Origin of the sequence: Paenibacillus turicensis (assembly GCF_017873435.1) — a bacterium.
Lineage (GTDB): Bacteria > Bacillota > Bacilli > Paenibacillales > Paenibacillaceae > Fontibacillus > Fontibacillus turicensis.
The window spans coordinates 61,547-78,057 of sequence record NZ_JAGGKG010000020.1; the positions used below are offsets into that span (position 1 = coordinate 61,547).

Sequence of the window (16,511 nt, forward strand, 5' to 3'; positions counted from 1 at the left end):
AAGGAGTGGATATCTACATGCAACGCATGAAAAAGTCATTAGTATGGCTTACCTTATTTTCAATGATTATTGCGCTATTTCCAGTGGGATTGATTTCTACGGCGGAGGCGGCAAGTGCGACTTATTTTATTCCAAATGATCAGGAATTGCTCAAAACAGCCAATGATGGCGCTAATATTGAGAACAGTGAAAATCCCAGAGGTAAGGTGAAGATTGTAAATACACCTACGTTATCAATTTCGGGTGCATATTCTAAGCTCTCAAAGGACTCCTTGTCCGGCGAAGTTGAATTGCTAACTTGGGATTCTATTAATAGTAATTGGCAAGCAAATAAACAATTTGCTACAAATGCAACGGTGACTGCAGATGAGAGTAATAATAATCGTTTTATAGCTTCAGGTGTGACTTTATTCCCTGGGCTTAACCGAATTACATTAAAGGGTAAGTTTGGTAATGCAGAAGGTAGCGATGTGTTTTATGTGTTGTATGATAAAATTCCTTATTTTACTAAGCTGACATTAACAGGAAGTGGCTTGGGTAATGAAATTAACTTGGATGAAGATACAAGGGTAATATCTAGAAACCCAATGGTAAGCATTAGTGGTGAGGTATACAATGCTAATAAGGTTACAGTTGCTGTTAATGATGGCAAAGAAATTTCCACTGATGTATTCAACAATCTTATGGGAAGTTCTCCAGTTTCATTGACAGAAGGCTTAAATAAATTAAAAATTACATTTACGAATGGCTCTGACTCTTTTAGTGTAACTAGAGAGGTGTACTATTTTACAAATGATAACCCATTTGTTGGAGTGTATGTAGGTAATGATAGTGGGGGATATACGAATATTTTAAATACTGTCCCTAACATTAAAAAAGGAAACAGAACCTCAGCAGATTATATTGTACAGGTGATGTTGCCTTATAACTCGGCAAAACCTGAGGATGAGTTCTTTGCTCAAGATAATCATAGGGTAACTGTAGGAGGAACTGAGTATACGTTAGGAACAGGTCCAAATACGTATGAAATATTATCTTCGAAGTTATTTAATGATGCAGGGCAGATAGATCCTAAGCCAGCTACGACTGAAAAAGAGACAATTATTAATGATGCAACGGGACCTGCTTATCGTCAGATTACATTGAGGCTTCACGCGGTTCCTTTTACGAGTGATGTTTTACAAAGACCACAGATTGAAATTGATTATAGTAGAGTAGGTACTGATACACCTGCAGTATATAAGACAAAAGCGAAGATTGCACCATCGTTTAATCTATCAGATCAAGCAACGATAACAAGTATTAATTATTTGCCTGACTTTGATGAGAGCAATCTTAATATAGCAAATAGACAACCAATTAATGGTGCAGTCATTACGAAGTCACCTTATTACATTGAGGTAACTACAGATAGTGCTGTATCAGGGACGTTTAATTTAAGTTATCTACCGGGTGGTAAAGCTATCGCACAAACTCCAGTAGCAGGAACTATTGCTGGTCTAGGTACAAATAGCAAGGTTTATAAAGTAACAGAAAGTGCATCTGGAGAGAAGAGAATCCAGGCACAATATGCTGATCCAAACGGGACATTGCCAAAGGAGTTTAGCGTCTCCTTTAGTACAGCAGCTGGAATTATCATTAGCAACCTTGTTGATGGTCAAAGCTATGAGGTTGATAGCAATCAGACTGGATCAATTAATGTAATGGGTGAATACTCTAACAGTGTAAAATGGGAGCAAAAGGAGTATTTTGCTAATGGTATTCCAGGAGATAAAACACTACCGGTAGCAGATGCTGGTTTTTCAGTGGATATTGCAATTAATCCTGTAAGTGGCCCGCTTACAATGGGTGAAAATGTTATTGAGTTTAAAGGTATTTATTTAGATTATCTTAATAATAAAGTTCCTGTAAGTAAAAAGGTACGAATTTATATTTCTGATAAAAATATTTCATCAATTACACAATTTTCACCTGGTAAAGTGATTTCAAATACTTCACAGGATACACCTTTTCCTACTTCTTTAACAGATGATACAAAGAAAATGGAAGTTGTAAACTTTTTGAAATTACCGAAGGAGTTCTCTTTCAACGACGATAAATATACAACAAATCTTGATGAGTATACAGTTGTTATACGTGGAGGTAATGCGAGTAAATTAAACCTCAGCTTAGGCTCATCCAAAATATTTGAGCTTGATATCCCGTCAGCTGCTGTAGAGAATCCTACACCACTTATAAAAGATGACTACAAATATGAACTCGTAGGAAGTCAAAAAGATTTTGTCATTAGAATAAGTAATTCAGATAGCTCTAAAGGTGCTTTTCGTTTTGATCGAGGAGTTACTGGTACGCACGTATATTCCCTAGAATTAATTAACGCTGCGGGTGCACGTATTTCCCAACGTTTAGAAATTAATCGTGAGCTTACTGGGTATAGAATTATTTCTCCTATTGCGACAACTGGAGATCAAATTATCGTAAATAAAAACTTTGTACGTTTTGAAATTGAGGCTGAAGGTGCAAGCAAAGTAATTATCGGTAAGGAAGAAGCAACCAGAAGAACTGAAGCTGGTATGACGGATCGCTTCACCTATGATTATGTTGGCTTGAAGCCGGATAAATTAAATAGTATTAAGATCCAGATTGTTAGAACTGGTGCTAATATTAATGATTCAATTAACGTGTATTATACAGGTTCGGTAGGTATTGATACGCAATACATGGCAGAAAAAGTATCAAATAAATACACAGCATTTAACAAAGCGTTAACATTAAACTTCCCTAAGGGAACAATCATGCAGTCTATTAATAGAAGTAATCCTCAAAGCAAAGAGCGTAAATTCTATCCTAACAATAAATTGTTGTTTGGGATTGCAGATCCAAGAAATGGTGTAGTTGAGCGTGTAGACGACGAGGGTAGATATTATGGTAATTACATTGATCCTAATAACTCCCTACTTGCTTCTTACTTTGCTAACTTTACTACAACTGCACAAACCTTTAACTTTACTCGTATCTCTGATATTTATTGGATTAATGGTGGATTAGGGGAGCTTGGAGATTTGCAGGCAACCAATGGTGTAGCACCGTATTCTGTTCATGGCTTCTTTACTTCTACGGAGCTAGGACAACGTGAAATTGTTCCTTCTCAGCGAGGAACCTTGACAATTGCTTATGACAAAAATGTCGTAAGTGATGCAGGTACTCAGGTTACTGTTTTCAAATACACAGATAAAGGTGGACGTGGATTGTGGGAGCGTGTTCCTGGAACAGTAAATACGAGCCAGAATACTGTAACTATTCCGTTTGATGAATTTGGTTATTATGCTGTATACAAGCTAAATCGTAGCTTTAGCGATATTACAAACCACCCTTGGGCACGTAACATTTTAAATGCATTGTATTCTAAAGGAATTATGGATTACTTGCGTGCCGATGCGTTTGGTGCAGATGATCAGACAACAAGAGGTGAATTCGCAACATTATTAGTAAAAGGACTTAGCTTGCCAATTAATGCAGATAATTCCCAACAAGCATTCTTTGACGTACCTTTTGGTACTAAAACGACCACATGGGATTATGAGCATTTAGAAACGGCTGCTAGAGCAGGGATTATTACAGGTAAAGTGGAGGGCTTCTTCTCCCCTAATATGCCAATTACTAGACAAGAGGCAGCGGTGATGATCGCTAGAGCGGCTAAGCTGAAGTTAGATACGAATGATGATAAGCTTGCAGCGAAGCTAGCTAAATCATATTTGGATTCAGGGAAAATTGAATATTACGCTAGACCGTCTGTTCAGGCAGTATCTTCAGCTAAAATTATGTCTGGTAGTCCAGTTACGCTACAAGGGGCGAAAAAAGCTTCCTATAATTTTAACCCAACAGGGAATATGACCAGAGCAGAGGCTGGAAAGATTGCAGTAGAGTTATTTAAGAAGAACAAGTCTACGAAAGATATGTTCCCTAAAAACTTTAACTAAAAATTTGCTATAAAAGAGCGACTGCAGGGAGTTCCTGTGGTCGTTTCTCTTATTTTCCAGTCAATACATTTTGTAATTTGCCAGAGATTGCGTTACAATGTAACTTGTATGAATCTGGTACTAGGAATTAGATTTTAATGCTAAAGGGTGAATATGAGTAAATGAAACCGATTTTATCGAAGGCACAATTGGCTTATATGAAGGCAAAGAATAAATTTGAGGATAGATCCAGAGTTTTGGAGAAGAAGATTGAAGAAACTGCCAAGCTACAGGAAGTAACTCAAGAGGTAATGGAAGGGCTTGTAGTAGAAACAGGCTTCCATGATGCATTTAATGAAATGCGTAATGCAGAGCAAGAGCTTATTGATTGGTCCCATGTGACAATGAAGCACGAGAAATCGTATAAAGACAATAAGCAAGCCATTGACGACATGTACGAGAAGCTGGAGACTGATCCTAAAATGCGTGCGCGTATTATCCAATTGGCGATGAAGGTAAGATAGGGAATTTGTAGTTTGAATAATATATTCTCTATGAACTGTATAATATGAAGGAAGTGACCTAGAAGGCAATCTTTTGCCATGATGGGGTCGCTTCTTTTTTGCGCGTTTTTGTTACACTTAAGTCATATTTGTGGTTCGCATTCATACATTTAAGGGTATGTACATAATAGAAGTTAGGATACTTTATATGGCTCGATTTAGAAATTAGTCCATGACAACGATAGGAGTCAGGAAGCTACGATCCAGAGCGTTCTTGCGATTGTTGTTAAAATCATATTCCTTTTTATTAAAGCCTATTCAGGGATGGAATATGACTTTAAGAGACAACCTTCAGAATCGCTCTGTCTCTTCGCTAGCTTGGGTTTAGCAGTCAAGCACTAATTTCAATATTGAGCCCTTTATAAAGTTGAATTTATAAATGAATTTGGAAAAAGTTGCTTAATGACTGGCATATTCAGGTATGATATACTAATTTCCGTCAGCAGGTAAGCTAGACAAAATGATGTAAAAGTGGTTAGCCTTAACAAAGGTAACATTCTTGAAATATTTTTTTTTAAGAATGTGCAACTTTTTGAAACCTACTGCGTTTAAGAGTATGAGCATGAATGATGGGAGAGAAAGACGTCAAGATTTGACATCCAAGAAGTCCCTGATAGGGAAACTTGTCTTTCTATTAGAAAAATTAGCTTTACTGCACTACTTGCCCATTGTATAATGTTTAGGTAGGATTAGGAAACTACTCTAGTTTCTTATGTTTGATTTTAAATTGTTTACAAGTTTCTGTGGCTCTCGTCGCAGACCTAAATTATAGGAAACCGCTCAAACTCTGGAAAGGGGGTGCAATGACTATGAGTAACAAGAGCTTTTCAATTAAAGAAAACCCTTATATGAAAGATATTCAAGGAGGAGAAAAAAAGGTTATGAAGAAAATTTTATCCGTAGCGTTGTCTACAGCAATGGCATTCTCAATGTTTGCATCTGTTGCATTTGGTGCTGACGCAGAAAAATTAACACCTGAACAACAATTTAATGTACTTAAGGAAGCTGGTATCGTTGACGGGTTCCCAGACGGTTTGGCTCACTTAGACCAAACAGTAACTCGTGCACAATTAGCTAAAATCATCGTTAAATCTTTGGCTCTTGAAGAAGTAACTGGCGTTGCTACTTACAAAGACAAAAACTACACTGCAAAACACTGGGCAGCTCCATTCATCGAAGCAGCTACTAAAGCTGGTATCCTTGAAGGTCAAAGTACTAACCCTGCTAACCCAATTTTCAACCCAACTGGCAACGTAACAGTTCAAGAATTGGCTAAAGTATTAGTAGTAGCTAACAAATTGGAAGTTCCAACTGAAGCTAACAACACTGCTTCTGAATGGGCTAAAGGTTATGTAGCTGCTGCAATCAAAGCTGGTTACATTGCTGAAGGTATCAACTACCAAGCAAACGCTACTCGCGCACAAACAGTTGTAGCTGCTCATGCAATCTATGAGTTCAACAACTTCAAAGTAACTAAAGCAGAAGCAATCGATGCTAACAACGTTAAATTGACTTTGTCTACTGGTGAAGTAGTAGAAGTTAAACTTGAAAAAGCATTGGAAGCTAACAAAGCTACTGAATTGACTTACAAAGCTAAAGACGGCCGTGAGTTGAAATATACAGTAACTTATGTAGTAACTGCAGCGACTAAAATCGAATCTGTAACTGCTACTAACTTGAAAGAGTTGACAGTTAAGTTTGATGGTGATGTTGATGCTAAAACTGCTGAAACTAAAGGAAACTATAAAGTTGATGGAGTTTCAAATGTGAAATTTGAATCAGCAACATTGTCTGCTGACAAAAAAGAAGTGAAATTGCTATTAACTGCTGATGAATCTTCCAAATTGCCAGCACAAAAAGAATTAACTTTAGAAGTTAAAAATGTGAAGAATGCAAATGGTTCTAAAACATTTGATGAAAAAGTTAAATTCACTGCAGTTGATACACAATTGCCAACTGTAACTGAAGTTAAAGCTCTTGGAACTAAAGCAATCAAAGTTGTTTTCTCTGAGCCAGTTAGATCTGTAACAGCTAATAACTTGTCTAACTATAAAATTGATGGTAAATCCATTAATGCAAGCACTAAATTCTCTTATCCAAACGTATTGATTATTTCTGCTGATGTAAGTGTTGGAGAACACAAATTGTCAGTACAAGGTATTGAAGACTTCAATAGCTTTAAAGTGAGTCCTGTTGAGATCGACTTCACAGTAGTTGAAGATACAACTGCACCTGAAGTAGTTTCAACTAAAGTGACTGACCTGCAAAAAGTTGAAGTTGTATTCAATGAGCCAGTTAAATCTGTTAAAAAAGCTTATCATTCAACTTCAAGCAAAACACCTGAGTCCATTGACATCAATGACAATAAGGTAACATTAAACTTCAAATATGAAGATCGTTTAGGTTTAGGCGATACTACAGTGTATTTGGAAGGTGTAACGGATTACAGTAATAACGCTGCAGACCGTAACACAGTTGTTAAACCAGAATTGGATACATCTCGTCCAACTCTAAACTCAGTAACAGCTGAAAATAAAACAAACAGCACAGAAATCACTATTGATTTCTCTAAAAAAGTAGATAGCAAAGATATTGAAAATGCTGTTAACTATGTTTTGAGAAATGACAAAGGTGAAATCGTTGCTACTAAAGGGTTTAACTCTAAAGGTAACCCAGTAAAAACTCCGTATTATGGAACAAAAGATAGCAAGCAAGCTCAAGATAGAGTTATTATTGAATCAATTGGTAAACTTGATGCAGGTAAATATACTATCGAAGTAGCGGGTATTAGAGACCAAGCATCTGTAGCTAACACAATGGAACCAGCTAAATATGACTTTAATGTGACAGATAACTCTGCACTATCATTGTCAGCAGCTTGGTACAAAACTGATTATGACAATGTAAGATTCTACTTGCAATTTAACAGAAACTTACAAAGCTCTGGTAATGGTAGAGCAGATGATATTAACAAGTATAGCTACACAGTAGCTGGAGTTAACTATCCATTCCCTACTAAATCAGCTACAGCAAACCTTTATAGCTCTGATACGGTTGAAATCGTTGTGCCAGCTAAAGATTTGCAAAGTGGATGGGCTAGTGCAACAACAACAATTCGTGCTGTTAACGTTGCAGATGTAAATGATAATTTCATTAACTCTGCTGCAACTCCTACACCACTTAAAGACCAAAATTCTACTGCTGTTGAAGCTGATAGCGTAAAAGCAACTGACAGAAAAACAATTGTAATTAATACTAAAACACCTGTAAGTTCTGTTGATGCAAGTAAAATCAAAGTAGGTGGACTAAGCTTCAATGCAACTGTTAACAATAGCAATAACAAACAAGTTGTTCTAACATTTGCTACTGATGCTATCCCTTACAAAGCAGATACACTTAGTGTAGTTGTTGAGTCTGGTGCGATTCAAGATTCTTACGGACGTTTCTTAGAAGCAAAAACTTACCCAGTTAAAGATGAAGTTGCTCCTGTTGTTTCAACTGGACACAGTGCATTAGGTAATACAGTTAATGTTAAATTCTCTGAAGCAATTAGCGTAGTTTACAATCCAGCAGTCATCAAAGTTTATGTTGATGGTACTGAAGTGAAGACAGCTACAGCAACAGCTTCAACTGATACATTAGTTATTACTTTGGATGCTGCTGTACCTTCCGTAAATGGTAAAAATGTTAATGTTGTTATCAACAACAACGATACTGCGAAAGTAGTTACTGACATAGCTGGTAACCCAGTAGCAAATGTTAACGTAAATGTTACTGGTACTCCAACAACTGATGAACAAACTGCTATTGATACTGCTGCTGTTGCTGCTGCTAAAACTTCTTTAGTAGCTAGTCAATTGACAGTAACAGGTGCTAGTACTGCAACAGCTACAATTGCTCTACCTGCAACTACTACTAATGGTGTTGCTGTAACTTGGGCAGTTCCTGTTAACACAGTATTAACTCAAGCTACTGCTGGTGCGGTTAGTGGAACATTAACTACTGTAGATAGAGCTGATGCATCGTTTGTAGCTGGAACTACTACAGTAACTGCTACATTTACTAAGGGTTCAATAACTGATACTAAAGAGTTTACAATTACTGTTCCTGTAAATGGAACTGCTGTGACTGTATCAGAGTAATTAGATTGATTTTGTTCAAAACAGACTGGGTGGTCCCAGTCTGTTTTTATTATTTTTAAATGTTTTTTTAGTGTGATTTTATTGATACATAGTGTGACTTTATGGAGACTTGAAAAAATAAATTATGGCCCAGTAGAGTATAAGTCTCTTTTTTAATATTTGTAAACTACATTACTTAATCGCAACCTTTCCCTCGCCCATACGTCTATATAATATAGACTTTTCACGTATAGGAGGAAATACGTTTTGAAGAAAATCCCCGTAACTGCGGCTGCGCTTAGTGTAGCGTTGTTGTTGGCTTGTGTGCCAGATGCTTCAGCAGCAAAAGCTACTTCAACGAAAGCTGAGCCCACAACAACAAAAGCTACGACTAAGAAACCAGTCGTACATACCCTTGCTAACCTTCCAGCGGTAAAGATTTCTGCGAAGAGCAGTGTGTCTCTAACAGATATTAATATTATGACCCAAGATAATGAAAGTATACTTACGTATACTCTTACAATTCGTAATGGCGACAGCAAAACGTTAAATTTAGTCGATTATTGGTCTAAAGTGAAAACAAATGGTGGGACAACCTATAGCACAACTTTAATGAGTAAAGACAAGGATAAGAAAAAGGTTGCTGCTGGTGCATCAACTACTTTGACTTATGTTGCAACTGTGGCGAAAAATACAAAACCCCAAGATCTTATTTTTCAAGTTGTAAAATGGGATTTTAGTCAACCAGGATATGAAGCGCTAAAAGGACAATTTAAAATTCCAGCAAGTTATGTCACAGCTACACCAGCAGGTGGTGTGTTAACTTTACGTGTAAATGATATCCCTGTGAAAGCAAGAGTACGTCAAATCGCTTCCTTTAAATCAGGCGACTACAACTATGTAAGTGTTGGGCTAAACCTAACCAATGGCGGCTACCGTATATTTGAGGACCCTAAGTTAAAATTTGTAATTAAAACTGGGGATGGTGTAAGTTACCCACTTTCTGCTGACCCTACGAGTGTAGAGTACAAAATTCAACCTCAAGACAATAAAACGTTAAATCTCATGACTGCAATCCCTAAAAGCATTAATTTGGACAAGATGGAGCTGCAGGTGTTGCAGGATGATGAGACGGCAAAATTAACATTACCGATTGGTACAATCCAAATGCCAAATGCAACGAATAAATCGCTTGCTACAGAACCAAACCAAGATGCTACTGTACAAATTGGTAACGGCAAAGTAGAGGTGAGTGTAACTGGTATGACGACCAACCAAAGCTTTGATGAGCATAATGTGTCGATTCGTGTTCGTATTTTAAATTCAAGCGGTAAAGTCGTTACATTACCTAAATATCAATTTGAGTTACAAACCATAGATGGCTATCGCTTGCCTATTTCTACTACGGCTCTAGATAATGCAAAAATGCAGCCATTAGAAGAAAAAAATGTTACGTTAACTACAACGATTCCTGCAAATGTAAGTGCAGAAAGTCCACAGCTCTTTATGAGTGTACCAAGTGCAGAGGATAGCAAGGACAACTTTAATTATCCTGTAGCTATTTTTAATATGCCAGAAGGTGTACCAGCACAAAATACGATTGGCGAAAAACAATTTGTTCAAACAAATCAAGGCTTAGTTGGTTTCTCTCTAGATTCCTTACAACGTTTGCCTTGGACAGATGGTGATCTAGTTGTTGCGAAGGTCACAATCCGTAATCCGAATATGAAAACGATGCTTGTCCCTGAATTGTTAGGTGAATTGAAGATTGATTCAGCGAAGCTGACAAGCGATACGAAGCTTGTTTCTGCACAAGCTGGACGTCTACTTGGTGGATTGACCTCTACTGAGGTATATGCAGTAGCTAAGGTTCCAAGCTTCTTGGATTTCCAACAGGTTCAAGTATCCTTACTTGAAAAAGTAGGAGAAAGCAGCTCTGAATGGATGCAGTTCAGCTATGCAGGTAAGCTACCAAGCTTGCCAGTTATTAGGAAGGATAAGAGCTATAAGCTAGAGGCATCAGGTCGTACGCAGGACTTCCGTGTCCATCGTTCCTTTGTATATTCAGGTACATCATCCGATATTATCTATACTGAGCTTGAGGCAACTAACCTAGAGGATCGTCAACTTGATTTATCACAAATTACAGGTGCTTATCAAGCAAGTGGTGGTCAAACATACAAAGCAACTGCGAAGCAAATTGAAACCTCTACAGGACCAGAAGAGAAGAGCATCATTACGTTATGGGCAAAAATCCCTAAAAAGATTTCCACTACAGATATGAAGCTCGTTATTGGAGAAGGTATAGCGGATAACAAGCTAGCGCCTGTAAAGGGTGATATTACTGGTTACGTTAATGCTGCAGCAATGGAGCTAAATGTAGTACAACCAAGTGTAAAAGGCAACTTGAGCTCTCTCGACATGTTCCCTTACACACTTAATGTGAAAAATGTACGCGCAACGTTAAGTGGTTCTACTTCGGTAAGCCTTGTGTTTGATTATTCTCAAACTCGCAATATGGATTATGCGATTGGGGAATTTGAACATAAATATCTAGTCGAGGTTGTGGATTCAACAGGTCGTACGTTTGAGAAGGAATTTACTCCTGAAACCGACTTGAAGGTAAGTAACGGCGCAAGCGCAAGCTTTAGCTTTGATGATGCTGTCTTTGAGAGCCGTAGAAGTGGTTCATTTACGTTTAACGTTTATGACTTGTTCCAAGGTCAAAAGGTTAAATTAGGTGGTCAAGGCTTCTATTATATGAATTCTAATTACTTGGATAGATAGTACTATATTGCCGTTATTAAGAGATAATGATATATACTTTAATGAGTTAGTATTTAAATGATGGTATGTAAAAAAAGCTAATCGTAGTTGTATCTAGATGTAAGCCGTAAAAACTTATCACTAGATACACTACGTTACATATTTACAAACACTGGAGGGAAACATGAAAAACACTTGGAAAGTAGTAGCGGCAGCAATACTTATTGGTGGTGGCGTATGGGCAGGATCTTTGTTAAATACAACCGCAGAAGGTGCAGGTGTCACAAACCAACCTGGAACAGCGGATGATCCTGTTGTCACTAAAAGCTATGTGGATCAGCAGATTCGTCAAGCTTTAAATGGCGGAGTACCTTCAACCCCTGTTGAGGATAACGATGGTAGTTCAGAAGTTAAACCATCAACTAATCAAAGCAGTAGCAGCAATGCTCAAACGCTAGAAATTGTAACCGTTAAGCCAGGACAAAAGCTAATGGCAGCAGGTGGCACGGAATTTATTGTGCGCATTGGACAAGCTGTAGTTTATACCGCAGATGCTAATGGTATCTCTGATCTAACGGATGGTGTAGATGTTGCCCCAGGGGCAAGTGTAGCTAACAATCATTTATTGCTATTCCCTCGTGATGGACGTGGACTAGCCGTTAAAGAAGGAGCTGCAGGCGGTTTAACCGTTATGGTACGTGGCAGCTATGAATTAAAATAATCAGTTTTAACAATGACTTGTGATTTGTTAACAATAAGTTATTTCCATTTAAATAATGGTAGGGGTAACAAACATTACGTTGTGTAACAATGAGGACGACGAAGCATATTAATCCTGAGCAATGATTCATAAATGATTTCATTTATAAATTTATACAATTCTCAGGAGGTGTATGGAACATGGCACGTAATAACCGCACAGTCGTTCCTGAATGTAGACAAGTTTTGCACAACTGGAAATATGAAATTGCTGCTGAATTAGGTTTACCTGTAGGTTATGGTGGTGGCTATTCTGCTACTGATACTGAATTTGCGGGTGAGCTTGGGGAAGCAGGTAGCACTTCAATGGGTAGCTATGGTGGAAGCTGGGGACATTTGACCTCGCGTGAAAATGGTTCTGTTGGTGGAGAAATCACCAAACGTCTCATTGCAGAGGCGCAAAAAAGCTTGCTATAGCATTGAGCACCAAGTAAGTGAATGAATAGCAAATAAGTTTTTGCAAAAGTAAAGTGAACTAATTTAAATCTCTAACTATGTTAATAAGTACAACCAAAACAAAACCTGAAGCTAAAATTTGTTTGAAATGTAAAGTGAAACGTGCATTGAATTTTGAATATATAAGGAAAGCTACTGATTGAGGGGTAACCTATCTTTCAGTAGTTTTTTATATATAGTATTACTTTTGATTCGTAATTTAAAGTAATTCTATTTTAATGAATGTTTTAAATGAATTCTTAAAACTGAGCGAAATATTGATAGAGTATATTAATAAGGGTATTATGATTTATATATACCCAAAGTTGTTTTTTGATAAACTTATAGTTCAAATAATATACAAATATTTTCAACAATTACTATAGAACTCCCCGATTATATTTGCTACAATTGCATTATTAAGTAATAAGGAGCGATAGTCATGGCGAACGATGAACTAAAGGATTTGTTACGTTCGGTAATACAGGAGGAGCTTAAGCCAGTCCATGAGCAACTTTCAGAGATCAAGCAAGAACAGCAGTCAATGAAGCAGGATATCACAGAGATCAAGCAAGAACAGCAGTCCATGAAGCAAGATATTGCTGAAATCAAACAAGCTGTGTTAGAAACAAATGAAAGAGTGGTTAGAATTGAAGCAACGGTGGACAAGCAACAGGGAGTTATTGAATTGTTAGCTGCTCGATCCATACAGCAGGAAGCACAGTTGAAAAAGATTATATGATGATAACAAAAATTTCTGATGCATAGTTGGCATCATTTTTTTTGTCCCATTTTGACAATAGAGCGCAAAATAAGTTAATATGACTGAGAGGATATTTAAATGTCGCCTTTTCCGCTAGGGGAAGGTTTATTTTAAAATATTGAAGTGATGGCTTCCTAAAATCATGAAGATGAGGGGAGCCTTTAGGCTTGTACTGGTGTATCGATTACATAAAGTACACGATTTAGAGGGAGAGGAATGAAGAAGCATGGCGATTCAAGGTAAACATTTATTTACGTCCGAATCTGTAACAGAAGGACATCCAGATAAAATTTGCGACCAAATATCTGATGCGGTATTGGATGCATTTTTGGCAAATGATCCTAACGCACGTGTAGCTTGTGAGGTTTCTGTAGCTACTGGTCTAGTTTTAGTTATCGGTGAAATTAGCACGAAGTCAGAGTATGTAGATATTCCTGCGCTTGTACGCAAAACGTTAAAGGAAATTGGCTACACTCGTGCTAAATACGGGTTTGATTCAGATACGTGTGCAGTATTAACATCACTAAATGAACAATCCGCAGATATTGCCCAAGGCGTAAACGCGGCATTAGAGCATCGTGATCCTGCTTCAGTGGACAAGGAAACGGCGAATATTGGTGCAGGCGACCAAGGCTTGATGTTTGGCTTTGCAACCAATGAAACACCTGAGCTTATGCCGATACCGATCGCATTGTCTCACCGCTTGGCACGTCGTTTGTCTGAAGTACGTAAGGATGGTACGTTAGATTACCTTCGTCCAGATGGTAAAACCCAAGTGACGATTGAATATGTAGATGGTCAACCAAAACGTGTAGATACGATCGTTGTGTCGACGCAGCATGCTGAAGAGGTTACCTTGGAGCAAATTCAACGTGAGATCAAAGAGCATGTTATTTTACCAGTAGTTCCTGCAGAGCTATTAGATGAAGAAACAAAATATTTTATTAATCCAACTGGTCGTTTTGTGATTGGTGGGCCTCAAGGAGATGCGGGTCTAACTGGACGTAAAATTATCGTAGATACTTATGGTGGTTATGCTCGTCATGGCGGCGGTGCTTTCTCTGGTAAGGATCCTACTAAAGTAGACCGTTCTGCTGCTTATGCGGCTAGATATGTGGCGAAAAACCTCGTTGCTGCTGGACTAGCGGATAAAGTAGAAATTCAGTTAGCGTATGCGATTGGTGTTGCTTCCCCTGTATCAGTGAACGTAGACACCTATGGCACGGGTAAAGTATCAGAAGAAACATTAGTAGAGTTAGTACGTGAGCATTTTGACTTGCGTCCTGCTGGTATTATTTCGATGCTTGATTTACGTCGTCCAATTTATCGTCAGACTGCGGCTTACGGTCACTTTGGCCGTACAGACCTTGATCTTCCGTGGGAACGTGTAGATAAAGCGGAAGAGCTTAGAAAACACGCAGGAATTTAACGAGTTAGACACAAATACTTTAAATTTTTCTTGATTGACACATTAAAGATTCGCAATATATACAATGTAATATTAAAATGAGAAGTGGTCTATGAAGGTTTACCGCCTGATATGGATCACTTCTTTTTGCGTGTTTTCTAAATTGGATATCTTTTTTGGAAACATATTTTGAAGTAAAAGATGTAATATATTGACAAGTTCTGCTTAGAGCCATAATATATACATATGTAATTTATGTCAGTCGTTTTGCTGAAGGGTGGTGGCAATCTTGGACTCATTGACCTCAATTCGTACGCAATTAGAAGTTTTTTTGAGAGAAAATAAATTAACCCTTCGTCAATTTGCAGCAATGACTGGCATCAATCAGGGTTCGATCAGTAATATTTTGAATGGTCATCGTTTTATTGCAATTGGACAGTTAGATGAGATCACTTCAGGGATGGGATTGCCTGAGGGACATTTTTATGAGTTATATATTGATGAATGTTTATTTAGTGCGAGTCCGCATTGGCGGCGGATTGGTGCTTATTTGGAGCGTTGTGCGCAGTTAAATAAATTAGATTGTATTAAGCGTGTTGTAGATCGATTGATGGATAACTTAGCTTATGCCCCCATGTTGTTTGAGAAGGGCGAGCTATTTTATGAGCAAGGTTATTTTGAGGCAGCTCGTATTTTATATACAGGTGTAGCAGAAAGTGAAAGATACCAGCATTCAGAGCGCTTGGCACTTTGTCATTATCGTCTTTTTAAGCTTGATTTGGGTGAGGATCAGTCGGCAAACTTAGTTGCGGCGTTGACCTTTGAGCCGTTTGTGGATCGGCTGGACGAGGAGTATCAGTTGGATGCGTTGAGAGAGTTGATTAACTTAAATGTATCCTTACATCGTTTAGATGTAGTGGATTTACTTGCTGAAAAGTTGGGAAGAAAAGCACTAGCTCAATATAATAGTGTGGGCAAAGCTAGTAGACTGAAGCAAGAAGGGCCAAGACCACTTTTGTTCTATATTTTATACGCTTATTTAATTAGATCTAGTGTTTGCTTTGAACGAGGAGACTATGAGCAATTTATTTATTATGTAAAAAAGTCTCATATTGTAGAATGGCTGACAGAGCCAAATGAGATAGAGAAAAAAACAATAGAGCAATTTACAGAATGGTCTGTAGGAAATTACCATCTTTATGGCCTCATGACGGGAGATCCTAAAGCACTACAGGAGTATGTAGAGTATATTGCAGTTAGTGAAGATGAAACCTTTCTTGGGTTATGTCATATCATGCTAGCGGCAAACATTCATCATTACGCTGTTGATGATATTATAGAACGTTTCTCAAGTTACTTATCCTATGCGGATCAAAAATCTGAAATAGGTAAGGTCAACGAGCAGATTACTGCTGATCGCTATAGTCGTTTGTTGGGTGAATTAGGTGCATATTATTTAAGTACAGATCGTATACATTTAGGGATAAAATACGTGCTTGATAGTTTGAATTTTTGCATTAAAATTGGAAGTGATCGTGGTATAATTAGGTGTGTGGGACTGTTTGAGCAGTTTCGCGAATATACAAATATGGAGACGCAATTACTCTATAAAAAATTAATAGGTGAGGTGCACAAAAGTAATGAAAACAAAATTGGCTGCTCTATTAGTTATAGTTAGTCTTGTTTTTGCTGTTAGTGCTTCAACTTCTGTCCATGCAGAAGAAGATGTTGTTATTA

The 16,511-nt window shown here is 37.7% G+C and carries 9 protein-coding genes; all 9 read left to right on the forward strand.

Annotated elements, in window-relative coordinates; all coding sequences use genetic code 11:
- The first annotated feature begins 17 nt into the window (after positions 1-17).
- The 9 genes from J2Z32_RS17930 (at position 18) to J2Z32_RS17970 (ending at position 16,452) form a co-directional block, all read left to right on the forward strand.
- The gene (locus J2Z32_RS17930; protein WP_210090565.1) at positions 18-3,980 is read left to right on the forward strand and encodes an S-layer homology domain-containing protein; all 3,963 of its coding nucleotides are present in this window, start codon (positions 18-20) and stop codon (positions 3,978-3,980) included.
- A 161-nt stretch (positions 3,981-4,141) separates the two neighbouring features.
- Positions 4,142-4,483: a hypothetical protein gene (locus tag J2Z32_RS17935; RefSeq protein ID WP_210090566.1), complete on the forward strand. Its 342-nt coding sequence runs from the start codon at positions 4,142-4,144 to the stop codon at positions 4,481-4,483.
- Between the two features lie 848 nt (positions 4,484-5,331).
- The gene (locus J2Z32_RS17940) at positions 5,332-8,664 is read left to right on the forward strand and encodes an S-layer homology domain-containing protein (RefSeq protein WP_210090567.1); all 3,333 of its coding nucleotides are present in this window, start codon (positions 5,332-5,334) and stop codon (positions 8,662-8,664) included.
- A gap of 246 nt (positions 8,665-8,910) precedes the next feature.
- Positions 8,911-11,430 (forward strand): hypothetical protein, encoded by a 2,520-nt coding sequence (locus J2Z32_RS17945; protein WP_210090568.1) that lies wholly within the window; start codon positions 8,911-8,913, stop codon positions 11,428-11,430.
- 163 nt (positions 11,431-11,593) lie between these two features.
- Positions 11,594-12,130, forward strand: a complete 537-nt coding sequence (locus J2Z32_RS17950; protein ID WP_210090569.1) for a hypothetical protein — start codon at positions 11,594-11,596, stop codon at positions 12,128-12,130.
- A 179-nt stretch (positions 12,131-12,309) separates the two neighbouring features.
- Positions 12,310-12,585 carry an alpha/beta-type small acid-soluble spore protein gene (locus J2Z32_RS17955; RefSeq protein ID WP_210090570.1) on the forward strand — a complete coding sequence of 92 codons (276 nt, stop codon included), beginning with the start codon at positions 12,310-12,312 and terminating at the stop codon, positions 12,583-12,585.
- 460 nt (positions 12,586-13,045) lie between these two features.
- On the forward strand, positions 13,046-13,345 hold the full coding sequence (locus J2Z32_RS17960) for a hypothetical protein (protein ID WP_210090571.1): 300 nt from the start codon (positions 13,046-13,048) through the stop codon (positions 13,343-13,345).
- Between the two features lie 247 nt (positions 13,346-13,592).
- Positions 13,593-14,795, forward strand: coding sequence for a methionine adenosyltransferase (metK, locus tag J2Z32_RS17965; RefSeq protein WP_210090572.1), 1,203 nt, complete (start codon positions 13,593-13,595; stop codon positions 14,793-14,795).
- Positions 14,796-15,054: 259 nt separating this feature from the next.
- Complete coding sequence (locus tag J2Z32_RS17970) at positions 15,055-16,452, forward strand: helix-turn-helix domain-containing protein (RefSeq protein ID WP_425343017.1); 1,398 nt, start codon at positions 15,055-15,057, stop codon at positions 16,450-16,452.
- The last annotated feature ends 59 nt before the right edge of the window (positions 16,453-16,511 follow it).